The organism is Dyadobacter frigoris (assembly GCF_005280585.1).
In the GTDB taxonomy this organism is placed as follows: Bacteria; Bacteroidota; Bacteroidia; order Cytophagales; family Spirosomataceae; genus Dyadobacter; species Dyadobacter frigoris.
This window is the reverse complement of sequence record NZ_SZVO01000003.1, coordinates 242,703-262,084: the sequence shown is the minus strand read 5'-3', so window position 1 is coordinate 262,084 and position 19,382 is coordinate 242,703. Positions and strand designations below refer to the sequence as shown.

Here is a 19,382-nt window from a genome sequence, read left to right as displayed (position 1 = left end):
TTTTAAGATGGTCAATTTGAATCCGTAGTGAGAGGGAAATATTTAAAAAGTATGGTTCTTATCTCATCATAAGAATATACTGACAGATATTTTAATCCAACGTCAGGAAAATGAGTTAAAGAAATGTACAGTTCAGGGCTATTTTTTAATACCATAAAGCGGAAATCCACTTGTTGTAAATGCAATAAAAAATAATTTGGCTCAGAATGATCTACCTGAAAGTCCTGTAGCCTGAGGTCAGCTCCTTTTAGTTGATCAGCTTTTATTTGCCGCAGCGTAGGAAAGTAACTTTCCCGTATTCCTATAAAATGGTACGGGTTTTGAGCATGGTTTTCGAAGGAAATGAGCGTATCAAATTGCTGTTCACCTCCATAAAGTATTGGGATCAACGCTATTTCGTCACCTAATCTCTTGGCTAGAAAGTCCTGGAGAGATGGAAAAAAAGTCTGAATAACTTGCCGGGTGAATTTTTTTCTTTGAACCGTATATTGATCCTTATACACAACTCCATTTTTAAACAGATTTTTAACCAGGGATACGATCTCGTCAATGGATTTATAACCAACGGGTTGAGATGTTTCCAGGGGGATTGTAGCGGGACTATCAATAGTTAATGGTGCTTTAACGAAGTTGAAAACAATACTTACCGAATTTACGAAGCCCCGAAGAAAGTTTGCTGAATTCATGTAACTTAATTCAGCATAGTTTAGATAAGCCGTTACTCCTTTACGCAAACCACTTGTATCTTCAGAAAACGCACAAATATTTTTAGATTGAAAAGAAGCAAACGGATCATTTACTTTCAGCAGGTTTAAATTATAGCGTGATTCAGTTTTGGTAGCAACTACTGCATGAGGTACGTTGCCTAAAAGGCCCGGATATCTTAGGCGCAGGATAAATGAATTTTTGGAAGCAATTTTTTTTTTAATAAACTGAAATTGTGGCAATCCATCAAGCGTGATTTCATAACAAGAAATCTTGAACAAATTATTAAATATTATGGTAAAGTATGGAAGATTGTCAGGAATACGAGGATAGTTGTCTTTGGTAATACAAAAATTTGCAAGCATGCTTAATTCAGAAGCGTTTATTGGGGCTTCTCCAATCGCGCGAGGCCTTATTTCGTAGAAGGATTTTAAGATTTCCTTCTGTAATGGGACGGTATTATTTAAAGATATGTTTTTTGCCTCCTCAGGAGTGATCCATCTGGCGATCATTTCAATACAGGCTGCCCAACAAATTGTAGTGTGAATCTGCTGAACATTGAGAATATCAGGAGAATTACCCATGCTTTTAATGTTTTAAATTGTTCAAACCAACCGCCACTCCAACGCCTTCACAACAGCTTCCGGCGCGGAGTTAACATGTAGTTTTTCATAAATGTGATTTACGTGTGTTGCTACCGTGCTGAATGCAATGCCGCAGGTATCTGCGATCATTTTATAGCTCAGGCCTTTTACCATACAGCTCAAAATTTCTTTTTCGCGCTGGGTAAGTTCTACGTAGGTGTGTTCACTTTTAACAAACTGGTGCTGAAACATTTCCAGTACCCGGCGTGCTATGGACGGACTTAAATGTGAGCCTCCGGAATAAACTTCACGGATTGCCTGAACATAAATTTCGGGATCAGGACTTTTGATCAGGTATCCCGAAGCACCGGAACAAATGGATTGAAAAATTTTATCATCGTCTTCAAATACGGTTTGGATTAATACTTTTGTCTGAGGTGAATTTTTCTTTATTTCGGTCATTGCCTCTATACCAGAGCGCTGAGGCATTTGGATATCCATCAAAACCACATCAGGTTTATGTTTCTTTATAAGCGGCCACGCTTCTTTTGCATTTGGAAACGCCCCTGAAAACCAGATCCCTTCCGTCCCTGAGAGATATAGCGCAAGGCTTTCTCTAAGATTTTTATTATCCTCAAACAGCACAACTCGGATCATATTTAAACCTCGGGGAGGTATTTAAATGTACACGCTTACTACGCTTCAAAAGTCGTATGTTTTTTTTGCCTGAAAAATCAACAATATTATGGATATCAGACTCCTTTTCAGGGCTCAACAGACATTTTAATCCGGGTACCTTTTTCCTTTTCTGATTCAATAATTAAGGCAATATCCGAGTCCAAAGCTCTTTCTTTAAAGTTATGCAACCCGTTTCCTTCGTAGTTGGTATTCGTATCAAAACCCTTTCCATTATCTTCAATCAGTATTTTCAGGGTATCTTTCTGCCAGTCAATTGTAACGTTGACTTTCGTAGCTTCGGCGTGTTTTACAATATTGTTAATGGCTTCCTTATAGATCAGATAAACACTCTTTCGCTGATCCATTGTAAAATTTACTTTTTTGAGGTCTGCGTGGACGGTGAAATCAAAGGCGATATCCTTGCCTGCCAGAAGCTGGGAAGCAAAGGAATTCATTCGATCGAAAAGCTTGTAAATACTATCGTTTTTAGGGTTGATCGTCCAAACAGTATCCTGCATCAGTGTTACCGATTCTGTGGAATTTTCGATGATTTTTTCAAGGATCGGCAGCATGTTTGCAGGAGCATTTTTGCGTAAAATCTCTACGAAAATGGCAATACTGTTCAGGTTGGATCCGACTTCGTCATGCAAATCCGCAGCAATCTGATTTCTGACACTTTGCATCCTGAGTTTCTGCCGGAAATCATAGAGAAGAAATAAATAAATCCCGACACCAATCACGATCAACGCATATAGAAGAATTGCAGGAATGAACCATATTTCATTCCAAAAGGCCTTTTTCTTTATTATTTCAATTTTGGAATAAGAAGTTAGTTTCTTGTGTATCAGGCATTTGATTTCAAATTTGTAAGAGCCGCCGGTCAAATCCTGATACCTCGCCACCGGATATTGTGATGATATCCAGGAAGTTTCAAGTCCTTTCAATCGATACAAATACGAAGCAGAATCTCTTTTTTGAGAAGCAAATTCAAGGATTATATCATGCGCTCCGGCTGTCAGGGAAATAGGCTGTTTGGTAAATGAAATTTCCTTTCCATTCACCAATACTTTTTGAAGTCGCACTTGTGCAATACACAAAGTACAAGTGTGAAGAAACAGGATTACAAATATGTAGAATGAAGGGTGCACTGTTCTTTGGATTCGTGTGTGCCGTCCAAAGTAGTTTGTTTTAATCTGTTTAGCAACAGTGATTTAGTTAAAGGTATTTTGTTTTTTGAGAAGCAATTATGTATCTATAAGTTATTAAGCGTCAAAAGAATATTTCAATTTAGGGAACCGTGAAAGCAGTGGATAGGCAGTGTTTTTAATAAATAGCCTTGATTTGCAATAAAGTAAAAATAATATTATTTCAATTTAAAATATTATTCAACACTGATATTAAAATCACCATTCATGATTAGTTTGGCATCAATAGGTGTTTCACTTCCTGGAATTAGCAGCCCCTTAATCTTTACTGTTTTGCCTTTGCTCAATAGATCAAAAACGTGTCTGTCGGTTAATTTTTTACTCATTAACTCAAAAGGAATTTTAAAACCGCAAGCCTGGAAATTGCTGCATCCATAGGCTGTTTTTCCTTTTTTTAACAAATGTTCCTTGCATTTCGGACAAGTTAATGTTTCGATGGAAACTTCTTCTTTGGGTTCTTTCGGCTTAGGTTCTCTTTTAACTTTCTCTTCCTTTTCGACCGGTGCAGGAACATCCTGGGCGATACTGATCATACCGCCACGGTTGGATAAAACTTCCTTTGTCAAATCCACTACCATTTGGATTAATTCCTGCTTGAAAGTTTCCATTGAATATTCACCTTTTTCAATCAAACGCAGTTTTCGTTCCCAGTTTCCGGTTAGCTCAGCACTTTTCAAAAGTTCATTCTGAATGGTATCGATTAGATCAATTCCGGTTTGGGTAGCGAATAAATTCTTCTTTTTCTTTTCAATATATTTTCTTTTGAAAAGGGTTTCGATAATGTTGGCACGTGTGGATGGGCGACCTATTCCGTTGTCTTTCAGAATTTCCCTCATTTCTTCATCTTCCACCTGCTTTCCCGCGGTTTCCATTGCGCGGAGCAAAGTGGCTTCTGTAAAAGCTTTGGGAGGAGAAGTTTTTCCATGGTGGATCCTTGGTTCATGCGGTCCACTTTCACCAACGACAAAGTCTGGCATAATCCTTTCTTCGTCGGCGGCTTCTTTTCTGGCGGAGGCGTCATTGGCATACACTTCCCGCCAGCCCGGTTCGAGAATTTGTTTACCGGTCGCCTTGAATTCCACCTGCCCGACTTTCCCCATAACGGTTGTATTAGCTACCTTACATTCCGGATAGAAAGCGGCAATAAATCTTCTGACAATGAGGTCATAAATCCGTTTTTCATCCTGGCTGACGTGGTTTGGAAATACGCCTGTGGGGATAATGGCGTGGTGATCCGTTACCTTTTTATCATCAAAAACGGTTTTGGATTTTGGGATTGGTTGTTGCAAAAGCACCGCCGTCAGATTAGCGTAAGGTTTTAAATCCTGTAAAATCCCGGCGATTTTCGGATGCAGATCTTCCGACAGATACGTGGTATCAACCCTCGGATAAGTGACGAACTTTTTCTCGTAAAGATTCTGGATGTGTTTTAAAGTATCCTCCGCCGAATAACCATATTTTTTGTTTCCCTCAACCTGCAAAGAAGTCAGGTCGAAAAGCCGCGGATTTCCTTCCTTGCCTTCTTTTCTTTCAAAAGAAGTAATTTCAAAAGGATGTTCGCCTAAATAAATAAGCCCTTTTTCTGCCTTTTCAAGTTTTTTAATCCTGTCAATGGTAGCCGTAAATTCCGTTTCCCGGTAAATCGTTTTTAATTCCCAATACTCTTCGGATACAAAAGCATTGATCTCTTTCTGACGCTGAACGATAACAGCCAAAGTTGGCGTTTGAACTCTTCCAATAGACAAAACAACTTTCCCCTGACCAAATTTTTTCGTAAAAAGCCGGGTTGCATTCATTCCCAACAGCCAGTCGCCGATGGCTCTTGCGCTTCCTGCTGCATACAAATTATTATACTGGTCGCTCTCTTTCAATTTTTCAAAACCTTCCCGGATTGCTTGTTCGGTCAGGGAAGAGATCCATAAACGTTTTACCGGAACTGCGCATTTGGCTTTCAATAAAACCCAACGTTGAATAAGTTCCCCTTCCTGGCCTGCATCACCGCAATTGATCACTTCCTCACAATTTTTGATCAGATATTCAATCACGCCAAACTGTTTGAGTGCGCCGGGATTGTCAATAAGTTTGATGCCGAAATTGGCAGGAATCATCGGGAGATCTTCCAAACGCCATGATTTCCAGCGTTCGTGATAGTCGTGAGGTTCTTTTAAAGTACAAAAATGTCCGAAGGTCCAGGTTACCTGGTAGCCGTTTCCTTCCCAATAACCATCTTTTCGCTGCTTCGCTCCGAGTACTTCGGCAATATCTTTCGCTACACTTGGCTTTTCAGCAATGCAAACTTTCATATTTTGAGGTCAGATTTCCTTATTTAAAACCGGCAATCTGCGGAATTCTGATTTTTACTGTTGATAAATTTTCGGATTGCAAAGGTCGGGAATTTTTGGGAATTATTATTTCTCAAATTGAATCCAGTTCGGCCAGATTCACTTTTAATTCTTCTGTATTTGCATCAGGCAACTTTTTGAAAATTGATTTTGCCAAAATAAACATTGACAAAACGACAAAGGCAAAACCTGCAACCAGCAAACCCGATTTGAACAAGCCATATTTCTCAAAATTTCGGACCATTAACGATAGCCCAAACAAAAAGCCAATGCTCATGCTGATTTTCCAAACATTGTCCATCACGATCTTAAACCTTTCCTGCAATGCTATAATTTTCTGTAAACTTTCACGAAGATTACTTTTTGTTAAAGTGATTTTTTGAATGTTATGGATTTCCTGAAATATGATTTTAAGTGCTGCGAAAACCAGTGATATATACAAAATTGTAGGAATGAATTCATAAACATGAAAATAATCAAACGGATTTCCTGCAAGAATTGCCGCAAAAAGAATCAACAGTCCGATAAAAAAGTATGAAGTTCTTTTAAGCCTGTTCTGAATTTTAGTTATTGTACTTTTTGATTGTTCCTTCATCATTGAAAAAACCATTTGCTCAGTCAATTTTTGTGTCGCGGAGAATTTTTCATCCAGCGTTTTCCAGTTCATTTTTAATTCATCTAAATTCATGACTGACAAGGATTTAATTTTGGAATGATTTAATTAATTTTTCAAGTTTTACTTTAATCCGGTTGAGTTTTACACCGACATTTGATTTGCTAATGCCCAGTATTACAGCCATTTCATCGTAGCTGTTATTATCCAGATACAGCAAAACCAGAGCTTTTTCAATTGGGGATAATTGATCGATTGCCTTGTAAAGTGGTGCAGTTTCGATAATGAAATCATCCGTTTCGGAAAAATCGGGCAGGGGATAAGGGAGGTTGGAAAAGGAGATGGGCGGCTGCCTCGTTTTCTCTTTTCGGTAATTGGAAATGGCAGTATTCATTCCAATCCTGTACATCCAGGTGCTTACATTGGCCTCATGCTTAAAGGCAGGAAAAGCCTTCCATAGCTGCAGTACAATTTCCTGAAACAAATCCTGACGGTCTTCTTCATTTTGACAATAGACTTTACAGATTTTGAAAATAATCCCACGATGTTGATTCAGAAGACTGACAAATTCTTTTTCCATACTTTGTTGGACTTGTGTTTGAATAATTAGTCGCGGGAATGATTACAATATTACATGAGTTAGTAATTTTTTATATCGTAAGAGCCATAGAAGGTTTAATAACAATAACTTAACCATAACGAAACGCCAGGAAAATACTGGTTAGCGATTTTTGTATAACCAATCCGAAACGTCATGCTGCGCAGAAGCTTACTGAAAAACATGGGATTACTGGCAAGCGGATTTTCCTTGCCGGTATTGTCAAAAGGAGAATCACTGGTCGCGACTTCTCCAAAACGCGCCTTACGCATCGCTCACCTCACGGATATTCACATTCAGCCACATATTCTGGCGGCGCATGGATTGACAAAATGTTTGCACGAGCTTCAAAATCTGGAAATAAAACCAGATCTGATTTTTAATGGCGGTGATGTTGTGATGGGTTCACGTAATGTTACAAAAGATAAATCGGATAAGGAATGGGCGCTTTATCAAAAAGTCCTGCAAAACGAAAATTCCCTGCCGGTTTTCACCTGCGTAGGAAATCACGATATATGGTGTAAGGATCAATCGATTTCAGCATTTGAAGGCGGGAAAACCAGGGCAATGGATCAGCTGCAATTGGCAAAACCTTATTACAGTTTTGACCAGAATGGCTGGCATTTTATAGTTTTGGATAGTGTGCAGTTAAAGCCGGATGGCTCTCCATACACCGCAATGTTGGGAGAGGAACAAATGGATTGGCTGGAAAAGGATTTAAGAAAGACTTCCGGGAATATACCGATTTTGGTCGTTTCTCACATTCCAATTCTGTCGGCCTGTGTTTTTTTGGATGGAGAAAATGTGAAAGATGGAAGCTGGCATGTTCCTGGAAGCTGGATGCATACCGACTGTGCAGCACTGGTTAAATTATTTCACAAGCATAAAAATATCAAACTGGCCATCAGCGGGCATATTCATTTGCTGGATCAGGTTGTATATAATGGTATAACGTACTGCTGCAATGGAGCCGTTTGTGGAGATTACTGGTTTGGAAAAACACAGGAAACGAAAGCGGGTTATGCGGTCATTGATCTGTTTTCGGATGGATCTTTTACAAATAATTATCATACGTATCGTTGGAGTTGATGCTAATACCGATTTGCAATCGGGGCGGGCAAGCACAAAAAAATCCCAGCCTTTAGAGCTGGGATTTTTAAATATCTTCTGAAAGGACTTACAACAAAACACCAAGTGCTTCTTTTGAAAAACCTACAAGTTCTTCTGTTTTGTCTTCCTTAATTTTTTCAACCCAATGCGGATCAGCCAAAAGCGGACGTCCAACGCCCACAAGATCGAAATCACCTCTGTCGAAGCGGCGCAGCAATTCGTCCAATGAGCTGGGCTGAGAACTTTCTCCTGCAAAAGCAGCCAGGAATTCTCCCGTCAAACCTACTGAACCCACCGTAATTGTAGGTTTTCCAGTGATTTTTTTCGCCCAGCCTGCAAAGTTAAGATCGGACCCTTCAAATTCCGGTTCCCAGAAACGACGTTGAGAACAATGGAAAATATCTACACCGGCCTCTGATAATGGAAGCAACCATGATTCCATTTCTTCCGGTGTTTTTGCCAGTTTGTAGTTGTAGTCAGCTGGTTTAAATTGAGAAAGACGAAGAATAATCGCGAAATCTTCACCAACCTGTTTTCTTACTTCTTTAATCACATCAACTGCAAAACGGGTGCGTTCTGCCAATGTTTTTCCGCCGTATTCGTCTGTCCGGTTATTGGTATCTTCCCAGAAAAACTGATCAATTAGATATCCGTGTGCACCATGAATTTCAACACAATCAAAACCAAGATTTTTCGCATCGGCTGCAGCGCGGCCAAAAGCAAGAATGGTATCAGCAATATCAGCTTCGGTCATGGCAACACCATTTTTAAGATTCGGACTGTTAAATTCCGAAGGTCCTTCAAAAGGTACCGATGGCGTCCATCCTGAATGATGGTTGGCCATTACACCCATGTGCCAGATTTGTGGACCCATACTTCCGCCTTCAGCGTGTACACCATCAATTACATTTTTCCAGCCAGCCAATGCTTCTTCACCATAAAAATGAGGAATGTTGGCATCATTGGAAGAGGAAGGACGATCAATTACAGTTCCTTCGGAAAGGATCAATCCAACTTGTCCGGCCGCTCTTCTGCTATAATAAGATGCAACATCGGCAGTTGGAATTCCATTTGGCGAAAAAGAACGCGTCATTGGAGCCATCACAATGCGGTTTTTAATGTTTAATGACTTCAAGCTGAAAGGCTTGAAAAGTTGTTCAGAACTCATATTTTTTCGATTTACGATAATGTTATATTTCAGATCCGATCAATTTGCTCAAAGCGGCGAAAGCTTCCTCATTTCTTTTGTAATAAGTCCACTGTCCAGTACGCGTTGCTTCAATCAAACCCGCACGTTTCAAAATGGTTAAGTACTCTGAAATCGTTGATTGTGTCAATCCCGATTTTTCCTGAATACTTCCCACGCAAACGCCCGCACAGTTCTGGTGTTCAGCCGAAAAATGCAGTTCAGGGTTTTTAAGCCAGTTAAGAATTTCCAGTCTGGACTTGTTTGAAAGCGCTTTGAATATTTCTACCTGATCCATGATGCAAAGTTATATCGGAAAATCCCGATATCCCAATAAGTCGATAAGTATTTATTAAAGTATTTCGATTAATAGATTTTCCTGATTCGAATCTAAGACATTTTTTTAAGTTAATTCTGATTTTTGATCTGAAATCGAAGGTCAGCAATACCGCTCAATCATATTTTTAAAATTTTTTAAAAATATTTTTAATTTTTTTTCTCCTAACAATTGCCTTAACTATAATAGCCATAGAATATTCTGATTTTGATATCAAATATGCAATGATCAATGGTTTTAATTAAACATGAAAACGAAGCTAAAACTATTTATATCAAACACAGAAGAACATCGCACAACCAAGGGAGCCACGAATAGGTCATTTAGATTAAATTTATTGGATTAGTACAATTATTAATAATTCGGGTACTTTTATTTTTAAGGTAGTTTTAATGCGTACAGCCGAATTTAATTTTGTTATAATATGCATTGAACGCATTGTATCAGAATATTGTATTATATTTGTGCATGATTTAACAGTCACACAATCAAAATAAAATAAATAGATACAACAATGAAAAATACAAAAAATATCTTGGCTGCTGCAATGATTGCAATGACCATCACGACTTATGCTAATGCAACTTCGACTATCGTAGTTAACGAAGACAAAGCAACTGTTTCAACCATTGGTAAGGCTTTACCAGAATCTGTTCCAACTTTGGAAACACCAGCTCCACAAAAAGCAATTGTTACCAAAAACGACAACTACACGGCACCACAAAAAGCTAATATCGTTGAGCTTAAATTGAAAAGCGATTCAAAAAAGTAATTTTGGGTACGGCCTTCGGAGGGAAGGTTAGGAATTTTAGACGGGAGAAAAAAGGGGGATATATGTCTTCCTTTTTTTTGGTTTAAACGGTAGTGCTTCGGCGATCGGCTTTTGGCTTGTCAGATTTTTGAAATTAATGAGTTTTCGGCGTTGATACCAGATTCAGAATGAAATGGATTTCCAAATTTTCAGTTTTAAAACGGTATAACCAGTTGTCGTTATTGCTTTTATAGGCTGACCAATAATCCACTGAAACTATGGCCGGATATTTTCTTCCTATCTCATTTTTGTTTCTTGTTGCCTTCATTATATCTCCCGAAGCGAAACAGAAAAATCTTTTTAACGGCAAAAATTTTGACGGATGGGAAGGTGATACCGTGAAAACGTGGCGTGTGGAAAACGGAACAATCGTTGGAGGATCTTTAACGGAAAAAGTTCCGCATAACTTTTTTCTGTGTACTAAACGGACTTATGCCAATTTTGATCTGAAAGTTAAATTCAAACTGACAGGAACTGAAGGGTTTATTAATACCGGTGTTCAATTCAGAAGCAAACGTGCTGAAAAACCAGATTATGAAATGGTGGGTTACCAGGCCGATTTGGGTGACGGATACTGGGCCAGTTTATATGACGAATCGCGTAGGAACAAAACCCTGATTGCTCCGGATTCGATGTTGATCAAAAAAATACTAAAACGCGGTGACTGGAATCAGTACGAGGTAAAATGTGAAAACCGCCATATCCGCATTCTGTTGAACGGAACAGAAACCGTAGATTATACTGAGCCGGATCAGTCCATACCGCAAAGCGGACTGATTGGTTTGCAAATTCATGGCGGCGGGAAAGCGCAAGTCGCTTATAAAGATTTAGTTATAGAGGAACTTTAATTTACTTTTATTTTACTTTTTTGAATTTCAGTTCAACTCTTGTCATTTGCGGATAGTTATAGGCTGTGCTTTGCGTTTTCATACTGAACGAATCTTTGAAAACATCTTTTGGATCAATCGTCCATTCTCCACCTTTTGCCGCCGCTGATTCGGCTGAAAAAACGGTAATATTTTTTTCGTTCGTTTTCCAGTTTAAAGTCATCGGGTTTGTTTCGCCCTTGAAATAACCTGTAAAAGTGCCGTCATTATTAAACCGCACGTTTTCCATATACCTTTCAAAACTCGGTCCGCCAAATTGCTGAACCAGTTTTCCATCTTTAAAAACCGGTGCATCATTAGCATCGATTTCACTAATGATCCATTTGTCTGTACCGATTAATCTTTCCGTTGCTTCCTTCGGATCACCGGCAGCATTGTTGCAGCTGGTATATATAATGATAAAGGAAAAGAGAGACAGAACCGCAATTATTTTGTTGATACGCATTTGCAAATTTGTTTTGTTTTTCGGCAATACATAGATAAAGTAAAAATCCTGAAATTTTCTGATCAGCCGGTTAAATTTAAATCAGATACCTCGCTCCCGGGTTGATCTTGTAATTTTTGTATTATTTAAAGGTATCATTTAATCATCTTAATAGCCTTCTCTCGCTAACAATTTCTTAATATTTCCGGCCCATTTTTAACATTTGGCACATGTTCAAACATGTACATTTGCATCGTTTTAAATATGGTTAGAAATGATAATTCCTCAAATAAATTCAGAAGTGCAAAAGTAAAATCCTCCTTTCATAAGGGCAAGACACCATTCAAAAGCTATGTCCGGCAACCCTGGACTCTACTCACTTAAAATCTGAAATAATAATTTTCGTCCCGCAAAATGTGGGCCGGGAAAGTATTGCCTAACATTTTCAATAAAACGTTTTATGAACAAAATCTTACAAAACTTTACATGTCAGCTCAAATGGTGGATCGGTGCATTGGCGCTGTTTTCGTCATTTTCTGCATTTGCCCAATCATCCCAAATGAAAGGGAGCATTCAGGATGAAAAAGGACAGCCGCTGATCGGCGTTTCCATCATTCTGAAAGAATCTGCCAATGCTGAAACGCGTGGTACAACCTCTGATATCGACGGGAATTTCGTATTCAATAACCTACGTGAAGGAACGGGTTACGATTTGACGTTCAGTTATATCGGTTATGAAAAACAGGTGGTAAACGGATTTTTGATCCGCCCGGCAACGGATAATAAACTGGATGTGAAACTGAATCCGTCTTCTGCAAATCTTGAAGAGGTGGTTGTGACAGCTTTGGGTGTCAAAAAAGAAGTGAAACGTATTGGTTATGCGGTTCAGGAAGTGAAAGGGGAGGATTTGGTAAAAGCCAGAGATTCAAACCCGATCACAGGTTTGACAGGTAAAGTTGCCGGACTTTCAGTAGCCATGAACCCGGAATTACTTGGTTCGCCTTCCTTATTACTAAGAGGAAACCAGATTTCCCTTTATGTAGTTGACGGTATTACTAAGAGGAAACCAGATTTCCCTTTATGTAGTTGACGGTGTGCCCATCAGCTCGGATACCTGGAATATAAGTCCTGATGATATTGAAACTTACACGGTTTTGAAAGGGCCTGCGGCCGCTGCATTATATGGTAGCCGTGCGCAATACGGTGCGATTTTGATCACCACTAAAAAGGCTGGAAAAAAGAAAGGTTTTACGGTTGAATTTAATTCTACAAATTCCGTTGATAAAGGATTTATCGCCGTTCCGCATACACAGCACGAATACGGTGGCGGTATGTATGGACAGTATGCTTTTGCTGATGGTTTTGGCGGCGGTTTGCAAGATGCTCAGTATCAGCTTTGGGGACCAAAATTCAGAGGTCAGCTGCTTCCGCAATATGATGGAGCATACACACCGGATCAGACTTACACGACCACTTTTGGTGATCTTACTTACAAAGGTCACATCAAACCTGAACCTTATGTAAACCGTGGTTATGTGGATGGGAAAAGTAATCTTGACCGTTTTTTACGAGCCGGATTTCAAACAACTAACAATATTAACTTATCAGCTTCAGGTGATAAATATGCTTTGCGTTTTTCTTTGTCACATTCCAATCAAAAAGGAATTGTGCCGAATACAGGCGTACGTGTTTTGAATTTCAATACAACGGCTTCTTACCAGTTAAGCAAACGTCTGACTTTTAATGCCAACGTCAATTTCAACAAAACATATTCAGACAACGTGCCGGATGTAACGTACGGGCCAAACAGTTTGATCTACAATTTATCGGTTTGGACAGGTGATGAATGGAATGTTGATGCGCCTGATATTCGTGGAAAATGGCAGCCAGGCCAGAAAAACGTGAAAATCGTTTTCCCGGAACACGTACATTACAATAACCCTTGGATGATGGTGGAAGACTGGAAACGCGGTCATGATAAAACGGATATAAACGGATATATGTCGCTGAATTACAAGCTTGACGAACATTTGAACGTTACCGGCCGCTCGCAGATCACAACTTATTCGCTGTTCCGTTCTGAAAAAATGCCATGGGGTGCATTTACCTATGCAAGAACTTTGGGACAGGGTGATTACCGTGAAGACAGACGTAATATGTTTGAAAATAATACAGACGTTCAGGTTAATTACAATTATAATATTGGCCGTCTGATCAATCTATCCGGTTTGGTAGGAGGTAGTCTTCGTAACTTTAATTACAATTCCAACTTCACGTCGACGGATTACCTTGTTATTCCAAATGTCTACAACTTCAACAACAGTTTGAACCAGTTGATGACGAATAATTTCAATTCAAAAATGCGAGTGATCAGCTCTTACGCTTCTTTGGATGCCTCGATTGGAAAATATGCAACCATTTCGGCAACAGGTCGGGTAGACAAGTCGTCTGCTTTGCCAAACGGTAGCAATGTATATTTTTATCCAAGCGTTTCAGGAGCTTCCGTGATCTCGGATTATGTGAAAATTCCTGAAATTATTTCCTTCCTGAAAGTTCGCGGATCTTTCGCAACGGTTCACGGAGATGCAACGGCGACACAAATTGGTGCAACGCCTTTCAATGTTTACACCACTTTGTCAGGATCAACAGCAGGAACTTTGACAACCGCTTTTTCTCAATATGGCAATAATTATTTGAGCCCATACGGTGGTCCGGATTATTCTCTGCAGGCTGTTTATTCAACAAGCAAACCTTATAATAATGTAACAGCGGCGAATTCTTCGGGAAGTATTTATGATCCTAATATCAAAACGTTCAACAGAAAAACCTTTGAAGAAGGAATTGATATGCGTTTTCTTGCCAACCGTTTAGGATTAAGTGCTACGGTGTTCCAATATATCGACGGACCGAGAATTTTGGCTAACGCCATTTCACCTTCAACAGGTTATGCTTCCTATTATATCAATGCGCTGAAAACGAAAAAAGATGGTGTTGAGATTTCTTTAACAGGTACGCCGATTAAAAATGAAAAATTCTCATGGGATGTGATGGCAAACTGGTCGACGTTCAAAGAAGTTTACAGCGAATTACCTCCGGGACAAAGCAACTATAACACATTCTTCAAAAAAGGCGATCGTACGGATAAATTGTATTCAACTGGTTTTGTAAAAGCGCCGGATGGACAAATCGTTTATGACGCGGGTGGAAAACCTTTAAAAAATCCGATCAACCAGTTTTTGGGTTATATGAACGCCGATTATATGTGGTCGATCAATAACAGATTTAAGTACAAAAACATGACCATGAGCTTCCAGTTTGACGGAAGCGTTGGTGGAATTATTTCAAACCGTCTTTATTCTTTGACGATGCAGGGCGGTGCCAACGCAGCAACAGTTCAAGGAGCTCTCGGAAAATCAAGATTGGATGATGATACGAACGCAGGTGTAAGTAATTACAAAGGAACTTACGTGGGTGACGGTGTGCAGGTTTCAAATGAAGTGGCTATTAAATACGATAACCTTGGAAATGTAACCAACTACTCGGATCTGAAATTTGCTAAAAATACAGCAACGAGTACCGTACAAACCTGGGCGACGCAGTATTACGGCCAAATTCAGGAAGGTATGTTAACGAGTAAAACGTATGCGAAACTTCGTGAAGTGGTGATCGGATATAATCTGCCGAAAAGCTGGCTGCAAGGTACCTTTATTGATAAAGTTTCGGTGTCGGTTCTGGGACGTAATCTGTTGTATTTCTACAAAGGTAATAAGTATAAGGGAATTGATGTAGAGCAATTTAACTCTGCAAGTGCCGCTTCCGGTCTGCAAACACCAACGACACGCCGCTACGGAGTGAACTTAAACATTGTGTTCTAAAAAAGATTTTAAAATGAAAAGATATATAAAGCAAATAGTAACTCTGGCATTGCTGGTGTCGCTGGGAACGAGCTGTCAGGATAGTTTTGATGACTTGTACCTGAACCCAAACAAACCTACGGATGTACCTGCATCCCTTTTATTCAATCAGGTTTTGAATACAATGCTTGAATCGCCGGGCGGACAACTTGACCGTACGAATCAGTATCAATTGCAGAATAATTCCTATTTCGGGAACAATCAATACAATTTTGGAGCGGGAAGTCAATTGTACGGTACGTTGACTAACGTTGTGAATATGGAAAAACAGGCGACGGTTTCCGGTGCTGCTGACCTCAATCCATATCATGCGTTGGGTAAGTTTTTCAGGGCGTATTATTTTACAAAAATGAGCCTTGAAACAGGAGATATTCCGATGTCCGAAGCTTTGCAGGGAGCAACGGCTTTAATGCCAAAATATGATTCGCAGAAAACTGTTTTCCAAAACAGTCTTACCATGCTGGAAGAAGCAAATGCGGATCTTACCCAGTTAATCGCGAAAAACGACGTGACTTTGACAGGAGATATGTACTTCTCAAATAGTCTGGCAGCCTGGCAAAAAGTGGTGAATACTTTCCGTCTGCGTTTGCTAATTCACCTTAGCAAAAAGGCAACGACCGATGCAGATTTGAATCTTGCACAACAATTTGCCATGATCATCAATGATCCGGTTAAATATCCGATCATGCTCACAAGTGCTAATGAGTTGAAATATACCTGGCTGAATCCGACCAATCGCTATCCTTTGAACAAGGAAACTTTTGCAAACGGAGCTTTGAACAACAGCACGTCAACCTATGTAAGTTTGTTAACCGACCGCAAAGATCCGCGCGTTTTTATTACTACTGATCCGGCTCCTGGTTTGGTTACAGCTGGTGGTAGTCCTGTTGATTTTTCGTCTTTCAAAGGTGGCGATATCGGATTGGATATGGGCGCTTTGGCAAGCCAGAATGGTGGTGGTGTTTTAAGTTATATCAACCGGTACCGTTATTATTCAGGATACACAGGTGAAACAACGGCAATTATTGGTTTTACAGAAATGTGCTTCAATATCGCGGAAGCCATTAACCGTGGATGGATTACAAAAGGACCTTTGGGAGATGCTGAAGCATATTATAATGCCGGTATCAAAGCGTCGATGAGTTTCTACTCCATTCCAGCCAAAGGTACAATGACTGTTTATTCTCTTCCGTTGGGCGTTCCTGTTGCCGGTCCATATATTTCTTCAACAGTGAACGTTGACTACGATGCGTATTACGCTCAGTCAACAGTTAAATATGCCGGAAATAATGAAGCCGGTTTGAAACAGATTTTAGAACAAAAATACATCGCCTTTTATTTAAACAGCGGTTTGGAAGCTTATTTCAACTGGCGCAGAACCGGTGTTCCTGTTTTCAAAACGGGTGTTGGTACAGGAAATAACGGCAAAATCGCTTTACGTTATAAATACCAGGCCGCAGAACAATCCGCCAATACTACGAATTATAACGCTGCCATTACACAATACAATAATGTGGATGACGTGAACGGGACCATGTGGTTATTGAAATAAAAAATTCCCGCAGATCTTGCCTGATGGTAAGGTCTGCGGGATTACTATTTAAGATTAAAAAAACATGAAAAATAAAACACTTCTTCTGGGCGTTTTGTCGGTTTTTACGTTTTCAATAAGCGCTAAGTCAAACAATTTTCCGGCAGATTCCCTGCATCGTGGCGTTACTGCGCACCGGGGAAATTCTATCAAATATCCTGAAAACACATTACAGGCTTTCCAAAGCGGAGTGGATTTGGGTGTGGATTGGGTTGAACTTGATATTTATAAATCAAAGGATGGTAAAATTGTCGTCCTGCATGATCCGACTACGAAAAGAGTGGGCGATATCGATCTCACAATCGCCAATTCAACGTATGAAGAATTGAAAAAAGTGGATATCGCCACCGATTTTCGTACGAGAAATGGAAAGACATTAGCCGAATGTCCGGCAGAACATATGCCGCTTTTGGAAGATGCCGTAAAACTGATTATGAAACAAAAACAGACACATTTGTCTATTCAGCCCAAAGCAGATTGTGTTGCAGAAGCAATTGAGATTGTAAGAAAACTGAAAGCTGAAAACATGGTAGGTTTCAATGACGGAAGTTTAAAATACATGTCTGATGTTAAGAGGATCGCACCGAGAATTCCCGTTTTCTGGGACAGACTTCCAACTACAAATGTGGATGAAGATATTAAAATAGCCAAAGAAAAAGGATTTGAAACGCTGGTGATTCATTTCAAAGGAATTACGGAAGAAACGGTTCAAAAAGTGAAATCTGCCGGACTTTATATTGGTTCATGGACTGTTAATGACCGTGAAACTTTGGAGAAATTACTAAAAGCTGGGGTTGAACGTATTTACACAGATGATCCGGCATTGTTGATTTCAATTAAGAATAATTCGGTGAAGTAGGTGCAGAGCACCAAAATACTTGCGGTCCGCCGCGCGGTAGCAATAAATAGCATATTCTATTCTCCAAAGGTGCGGAGCATCGTAATATTTGTAGGGATACAAAATATCCAAATCCGGATCAAAGGTGCAGCGCACCGAAATATTATTGCTGATCAACTAATTTTTCTTAAATAAAATACTATTCAAAATTATCGAAATGAAACACATAATATTAACATTACTTACCGGAACCATACTTTCCACAACCGCATTTGCCCAACAAAAACTGGACGTTCAGGCACATCGCGGAGGTATGGCTTTATACCCTGAAAATACCGTAACGTCAATGCTTAACGCAGTGAAACTTGGTGCAAAAACACTAGAACTTGACTGCGTCATTTCAGCTGACGGAAAAGTGGTCGTTTCCCATGACGCCTATATGTCGTCCGATTCATGCTAAAACCGGATGGTTCGCAAATTTCAAAAAGTGAAGAAAAAAGTCTGGCACTTTATAAAATGCCTTATGACAGCATCAGAAAATTCGATGGTGGAACCAAGCCACATCAACGTTTTCCTGAGCAAAAGAAAATGAAAACATACAAACCGTTGCTTTCAGATTTAATTGACAGCGTAGAAGTTTATGTAAAGAAAAATAAACTGAAACCTGTTTATTACAACATGGAAACGAAAATCTCCCCTCAGGGAGATGGTGTTTACAATCCTGCTCCGGACGTTTTTGTTTCGTTGGTTATGGATGTGATCAAAAAGAAGAAAATTGAAAACCGTACAACAATCCAGTCTTTTGATCCGCGTACTTTGCAGATTTTACACAAAGAAAATGCAAAAGTAAAACTTGCTTTTTTGTTGATGAATAAAGATAGCTTTGATGATAATATCACCAAACTTGGTTTCAAGCCTGATATTTACAGTCCGTATTACACGCTCGTGAATGAGGAATTGGTGAAAAAGGCGCATGAGAATAAAGTGCTGGTTTTACCGTGGACAGTTGATGAAGAAAAAGACATGTCTCAGTTGGCAGCTTACGGCGTGGACGGAATTATTACAAATCAGCCCGACCGCATGATCAAGCTTTTTGGAAGTTATCAGACAAAATAGAGGAAATATTCAAAATAGTAGATGGAAAAATTTTGCTCCGCCAGTATGCTTTAAACGTGTACTGGCTTTTTTTATATTTATCAGGCACAATTTTAATGTTATCACTGAAAATGTTGTTACCAAGTTTTAGAAATCTGTCAATAAAATAATTCCCATGAAAGCAATCTGGAACCACGAAGTAATTGCCGAAAGTGACGAGACCATAGTTGTCGAAAATAATCATTATTTTCCCTTACAATCTGTCAATAAAGAATATCTGATTGAGTCCGCGACACACACAACCTGCCCATGGAAAGGCGAAGCGTCCTATTATACGTTGGAAGTTGGCGGCACATCAAATCCTGATGCCGCCTGGTATTATCCTGAACCAAAAGAAGCTGCCCAAAATATTAAAAATTACATCGCCTTTTGGAAAGGTGTTAAAATAGAAGCCTGAACCACAC

General features: G+C 39.5%; 19 protein-coding genes. 10 read left to right on the top strand and 9 right to left on the bottom strand.

What is annotated here, in order from left to right; all coding sequences use genetic code 11:
* Positions 1-11 precede the first annotated feature (11 nt).
* The 6 genes from FDK13_RS08170 to FDK13_RS08145 all read right to left on the bottom strand — a co-directional run bounded on the left by FDK13_RS08170 (position 12) and on the right by FDK13_RS08145 (position 6,707).
* A complete protein-coding gene (locus FDK13_RS08170; protein ID WP_137339496.1) occupies positions 12-1,289 on the bottom strand; it encodes a papain-like cysteine protease family protein in 1,278 nt (425 codons plus the stop codon).
* A gap of 21 nt (positions 1,290-1,310) precedes the next feature.
* Positions 1,311-1,946: a response regulator gene (locus FDK13_RS08165; RefSeq protein ID WP_137339495.1), complete on the bottom strand. Its 636-nt coding sequence runs from the start codon at positions 1,944-1,946 to the stop codon at positions 1,311-1,313.
* A gap of 107 nt (positions 1,947-2,053) precedes the next feature.
* On the bottom strand, positions 2,054-3,028 hold the full coding sequence (locus FDK13_RS08160) for a sensor histidine kinase (protein ID WP_137339494.1): 975 nt from the start codon (positions 3,026-3,028) through the stop codon (positions 2,054-2,056).
* 320 nt (positions 3,029-3,348) lie between these two features.
* The gene (locus tag FDK13_RS08155) at positions 3,349-5,475 is read right to left on the bottom strand and encodes a type IA DNA topoisomerase (protein WP_137339493.1); all 2,127 of its coding nucleotides are present in this window, start codon (positions 5,473-5,475) and stop codon (positions 3,349-3,351) included.
* 112 nt (positions 5,476-5,587) lie between these two features.
* On the bottom strand, positions 5,588-6,202 hold the full coding sequence (locus FDK13_RS08150) for a hypothetical protein (RefSeq protein ID WP_137339492.1): 615 nt from the start codon (positions 6,200-6,202) through the stop codon (positions 5,588-5,590).
* Between the two features lie 13 nt (positions 6,203-6,215).
* Positions 6,216-6,707, bottom strand: coding sequence for an RNA polymerase sigma factor (locus tag FDK13_RS08145; RefSeq protein WP_137339491.1), 492 nt, complete (start codon positions 6,705-6,707; stop codon positions 6,216-6,218).
* A 174-nt stretch (positions 6,708-6,881) separates the two neighbouring features.
* On the opposite strand from FDK13_RS08145, the gene FDK13_RS08140 reads away from it, so the two are divergent.
* The gene (locus tag FDK13_RS08140) at positions 6,882-7,814 is read left to right on the top strand and encodes a metallophosphoesterase family protein (RefSeq protein WP_137339490.1); all 933 of its coding nucleotides are present in this window, start codon (positions 6,882-6,884) and stop codon (positions 7,812-7,814) included.
* An 88-nt stretch (positions 7,815-7,902) separates the two neighbouring features.
* Here FDK13_RS08140 and FDK13_RS08135 read toward each other — a convergent pair whose 3' ends face one another.
* Together FDK13_RS08135 and FDK13_RS08130 are read right to left on the bottom strand one after the other, a co-directional pair.
* A complete protein-coding gene (locus tag FDK13_RS08135; RefSeq protein ID WP_137339489.1) occupies positions 7,903-9,003 on the bottom strand; it encodes an NADH:flavin oxidoreductase in 1,101 nt (366 codons plus the stop codon).
* A 22-nt stretch (positions 9,004-9,025) separates the two neighbouring features.
* Entirely contained in the window at positions 9,026-9,319 is a 294-nt protein-coding gene (locus FDK13_RS08130) for an ArsR/SmtB family transcription factor (RefSeq protein WP_137339488.1), read from the bottom strand.
* A gap of 553 nt (positions 9,320-9,872) precedes the next feature.
* Here FDK13_RS08130 and FDK13_RS08125 point away from each other — a divergent pair.
* Together FDK13_RS08125 and FDK13_RS08120 are read left to right on the top strand one after the other, a co-directional pair.
* Positions 9,873-10,130: a hypothetical protein gene (locus FDK13_RS08125; protein WP_170982745.1), complete on the top strand. Its 258-nt coding sequence runs from the start codon at positions 9,873-9,875 to the stop codon at positions 10,128-10,130.
* Between the two features lie 257 nt (positions 10,131-10,387).
* Positions 10,388-11,017, top strand: a complete 630-nt coding sequence (locus FDK13_RS08120) for a 3-keto-disaccharide hydrolase (protein ID WP_137339487.1) — start codon at positions 10,388-10,390, stop codon at positions 11,015-11,017.
* 7 nt (positions 11,018-11,024) lie between these two features.
* Here FDK13_RS08120 and FDK13_RS08115 read toward each other — a convergent pair whose 3' ends face one another.
* Positions 11,025-11,501: a hypothetical protein gene (locus FDK13_RS08115; protein WP_137339486.1), complete on the bottom strand. Its 477-nt coding sequence runs from the start codon at positions 11,499-11,501 to the stop codon at positions 11,025-11,027.
* A 439-nt stretch (positions 11,502-11,940) separates the two neighbouring features.
* On the opposite strand from FDK13_RS08115, the gene FDK13_RS08110 reads away from it, so the two are divergent.
* The 7 genes from FDK13_RS08110 to FDK13_RS08085 all read left to right on the top strand — a co-directional run bounded on the left by FDK13_RS08110 (position 11,941) and on the right by FDK13_RS08085 (position 19,375).
* On the top strand, positions 11,941-12,570 hold the full coding sequence (locus FDK13_RS08110; protein ID WP_137339485.1) for a carboxypeptidase-like regulatory domain-containing protein: 630 nt from the start codon (positions 11,941-11,943) through the stop codon (positions 12,568-12,570).
* Positions 12,524-15,355: a TonB-dependent receptor plug domain-containing protein gene (locus FDK13_RS08105; protein ID WP_137339484.1), complete on the top strand. Its 2,832-nt coding sequence runs from the start codon at positions 12,524-12,526 to the stop codon at positions 15,353-15,355. Before FDK13_RS08110 ends, FDK13_RS08105 begins: the two co-directional genes overlap by 47 nt.
* A gap of 13 nt (positions 15,356-15,368) precedes the next feature.
* Positions 15,369-16,946: a SusD/RagB family nutrient-binding outer membrane lipoprotein gene (locus FDK13_RS08100; protein ID WP_137339483.1), complete on the top strand. Its 1,578-nt coding sequence runs from the start codon at positions 15,369-15,371 to the stop codon at positions 16,944-16,946.
* Between the two features lie 64 nt (positions 16,947-17,010).
* Positions 17,011-17,844: a glycerophosphodiester phosphodiesterase gene (locus FDK13_RS08095; RefSeq protein WP_137339482.1), complete on the top strand. Its 834-nt coding sequence runs from the start codon at positions 17,011-17,013 to the stop codon at positions 17,842-17,844.
* Positions 17,845-18,040: 196 nt separating this feature from the next.
* Positions 18,041-18,283 carry a glycerophosphodiester phosphodiesterase family protein gene (locus FDK13_RS36395; protein ID WP_262711812.1) on the top strand — a complete coding sequence of 81 codons (243 nt, stop codon included), beginning with the start codon at positions 18,041-18,043 and terminating at the stop codon, positions 18,281-18,283.
* Complete coding sequence (locus FDK13_RS08090; RefSeq protein WP_262711811.1) at positions 18,277-18,939, top strand: glycerophosphodiester phosphodiesterase family protein; 663 nt, start codon at positions 18,277-18,279, stop codon at positions 18,937-18,939. The genes FDK13_RS36395 and FDK13_RS08090 overlap by 7 nt, the downstream gene beginning before the upstream one ends.
* 154 nt (positions 18,940-19,093) lie before the next feature.
* Positions 19,094-19,375, top strand: coding sequence for a DUF427 domain-containing protein (locus FDK13_RS08085; protein WP_220417338.1), 282 nt, complete (start codon positions 19,094-19,096; stop codon positions 19,373-19,375).
* Positions 19,376-19,382 lie beyond the last annotated feature (7 nt).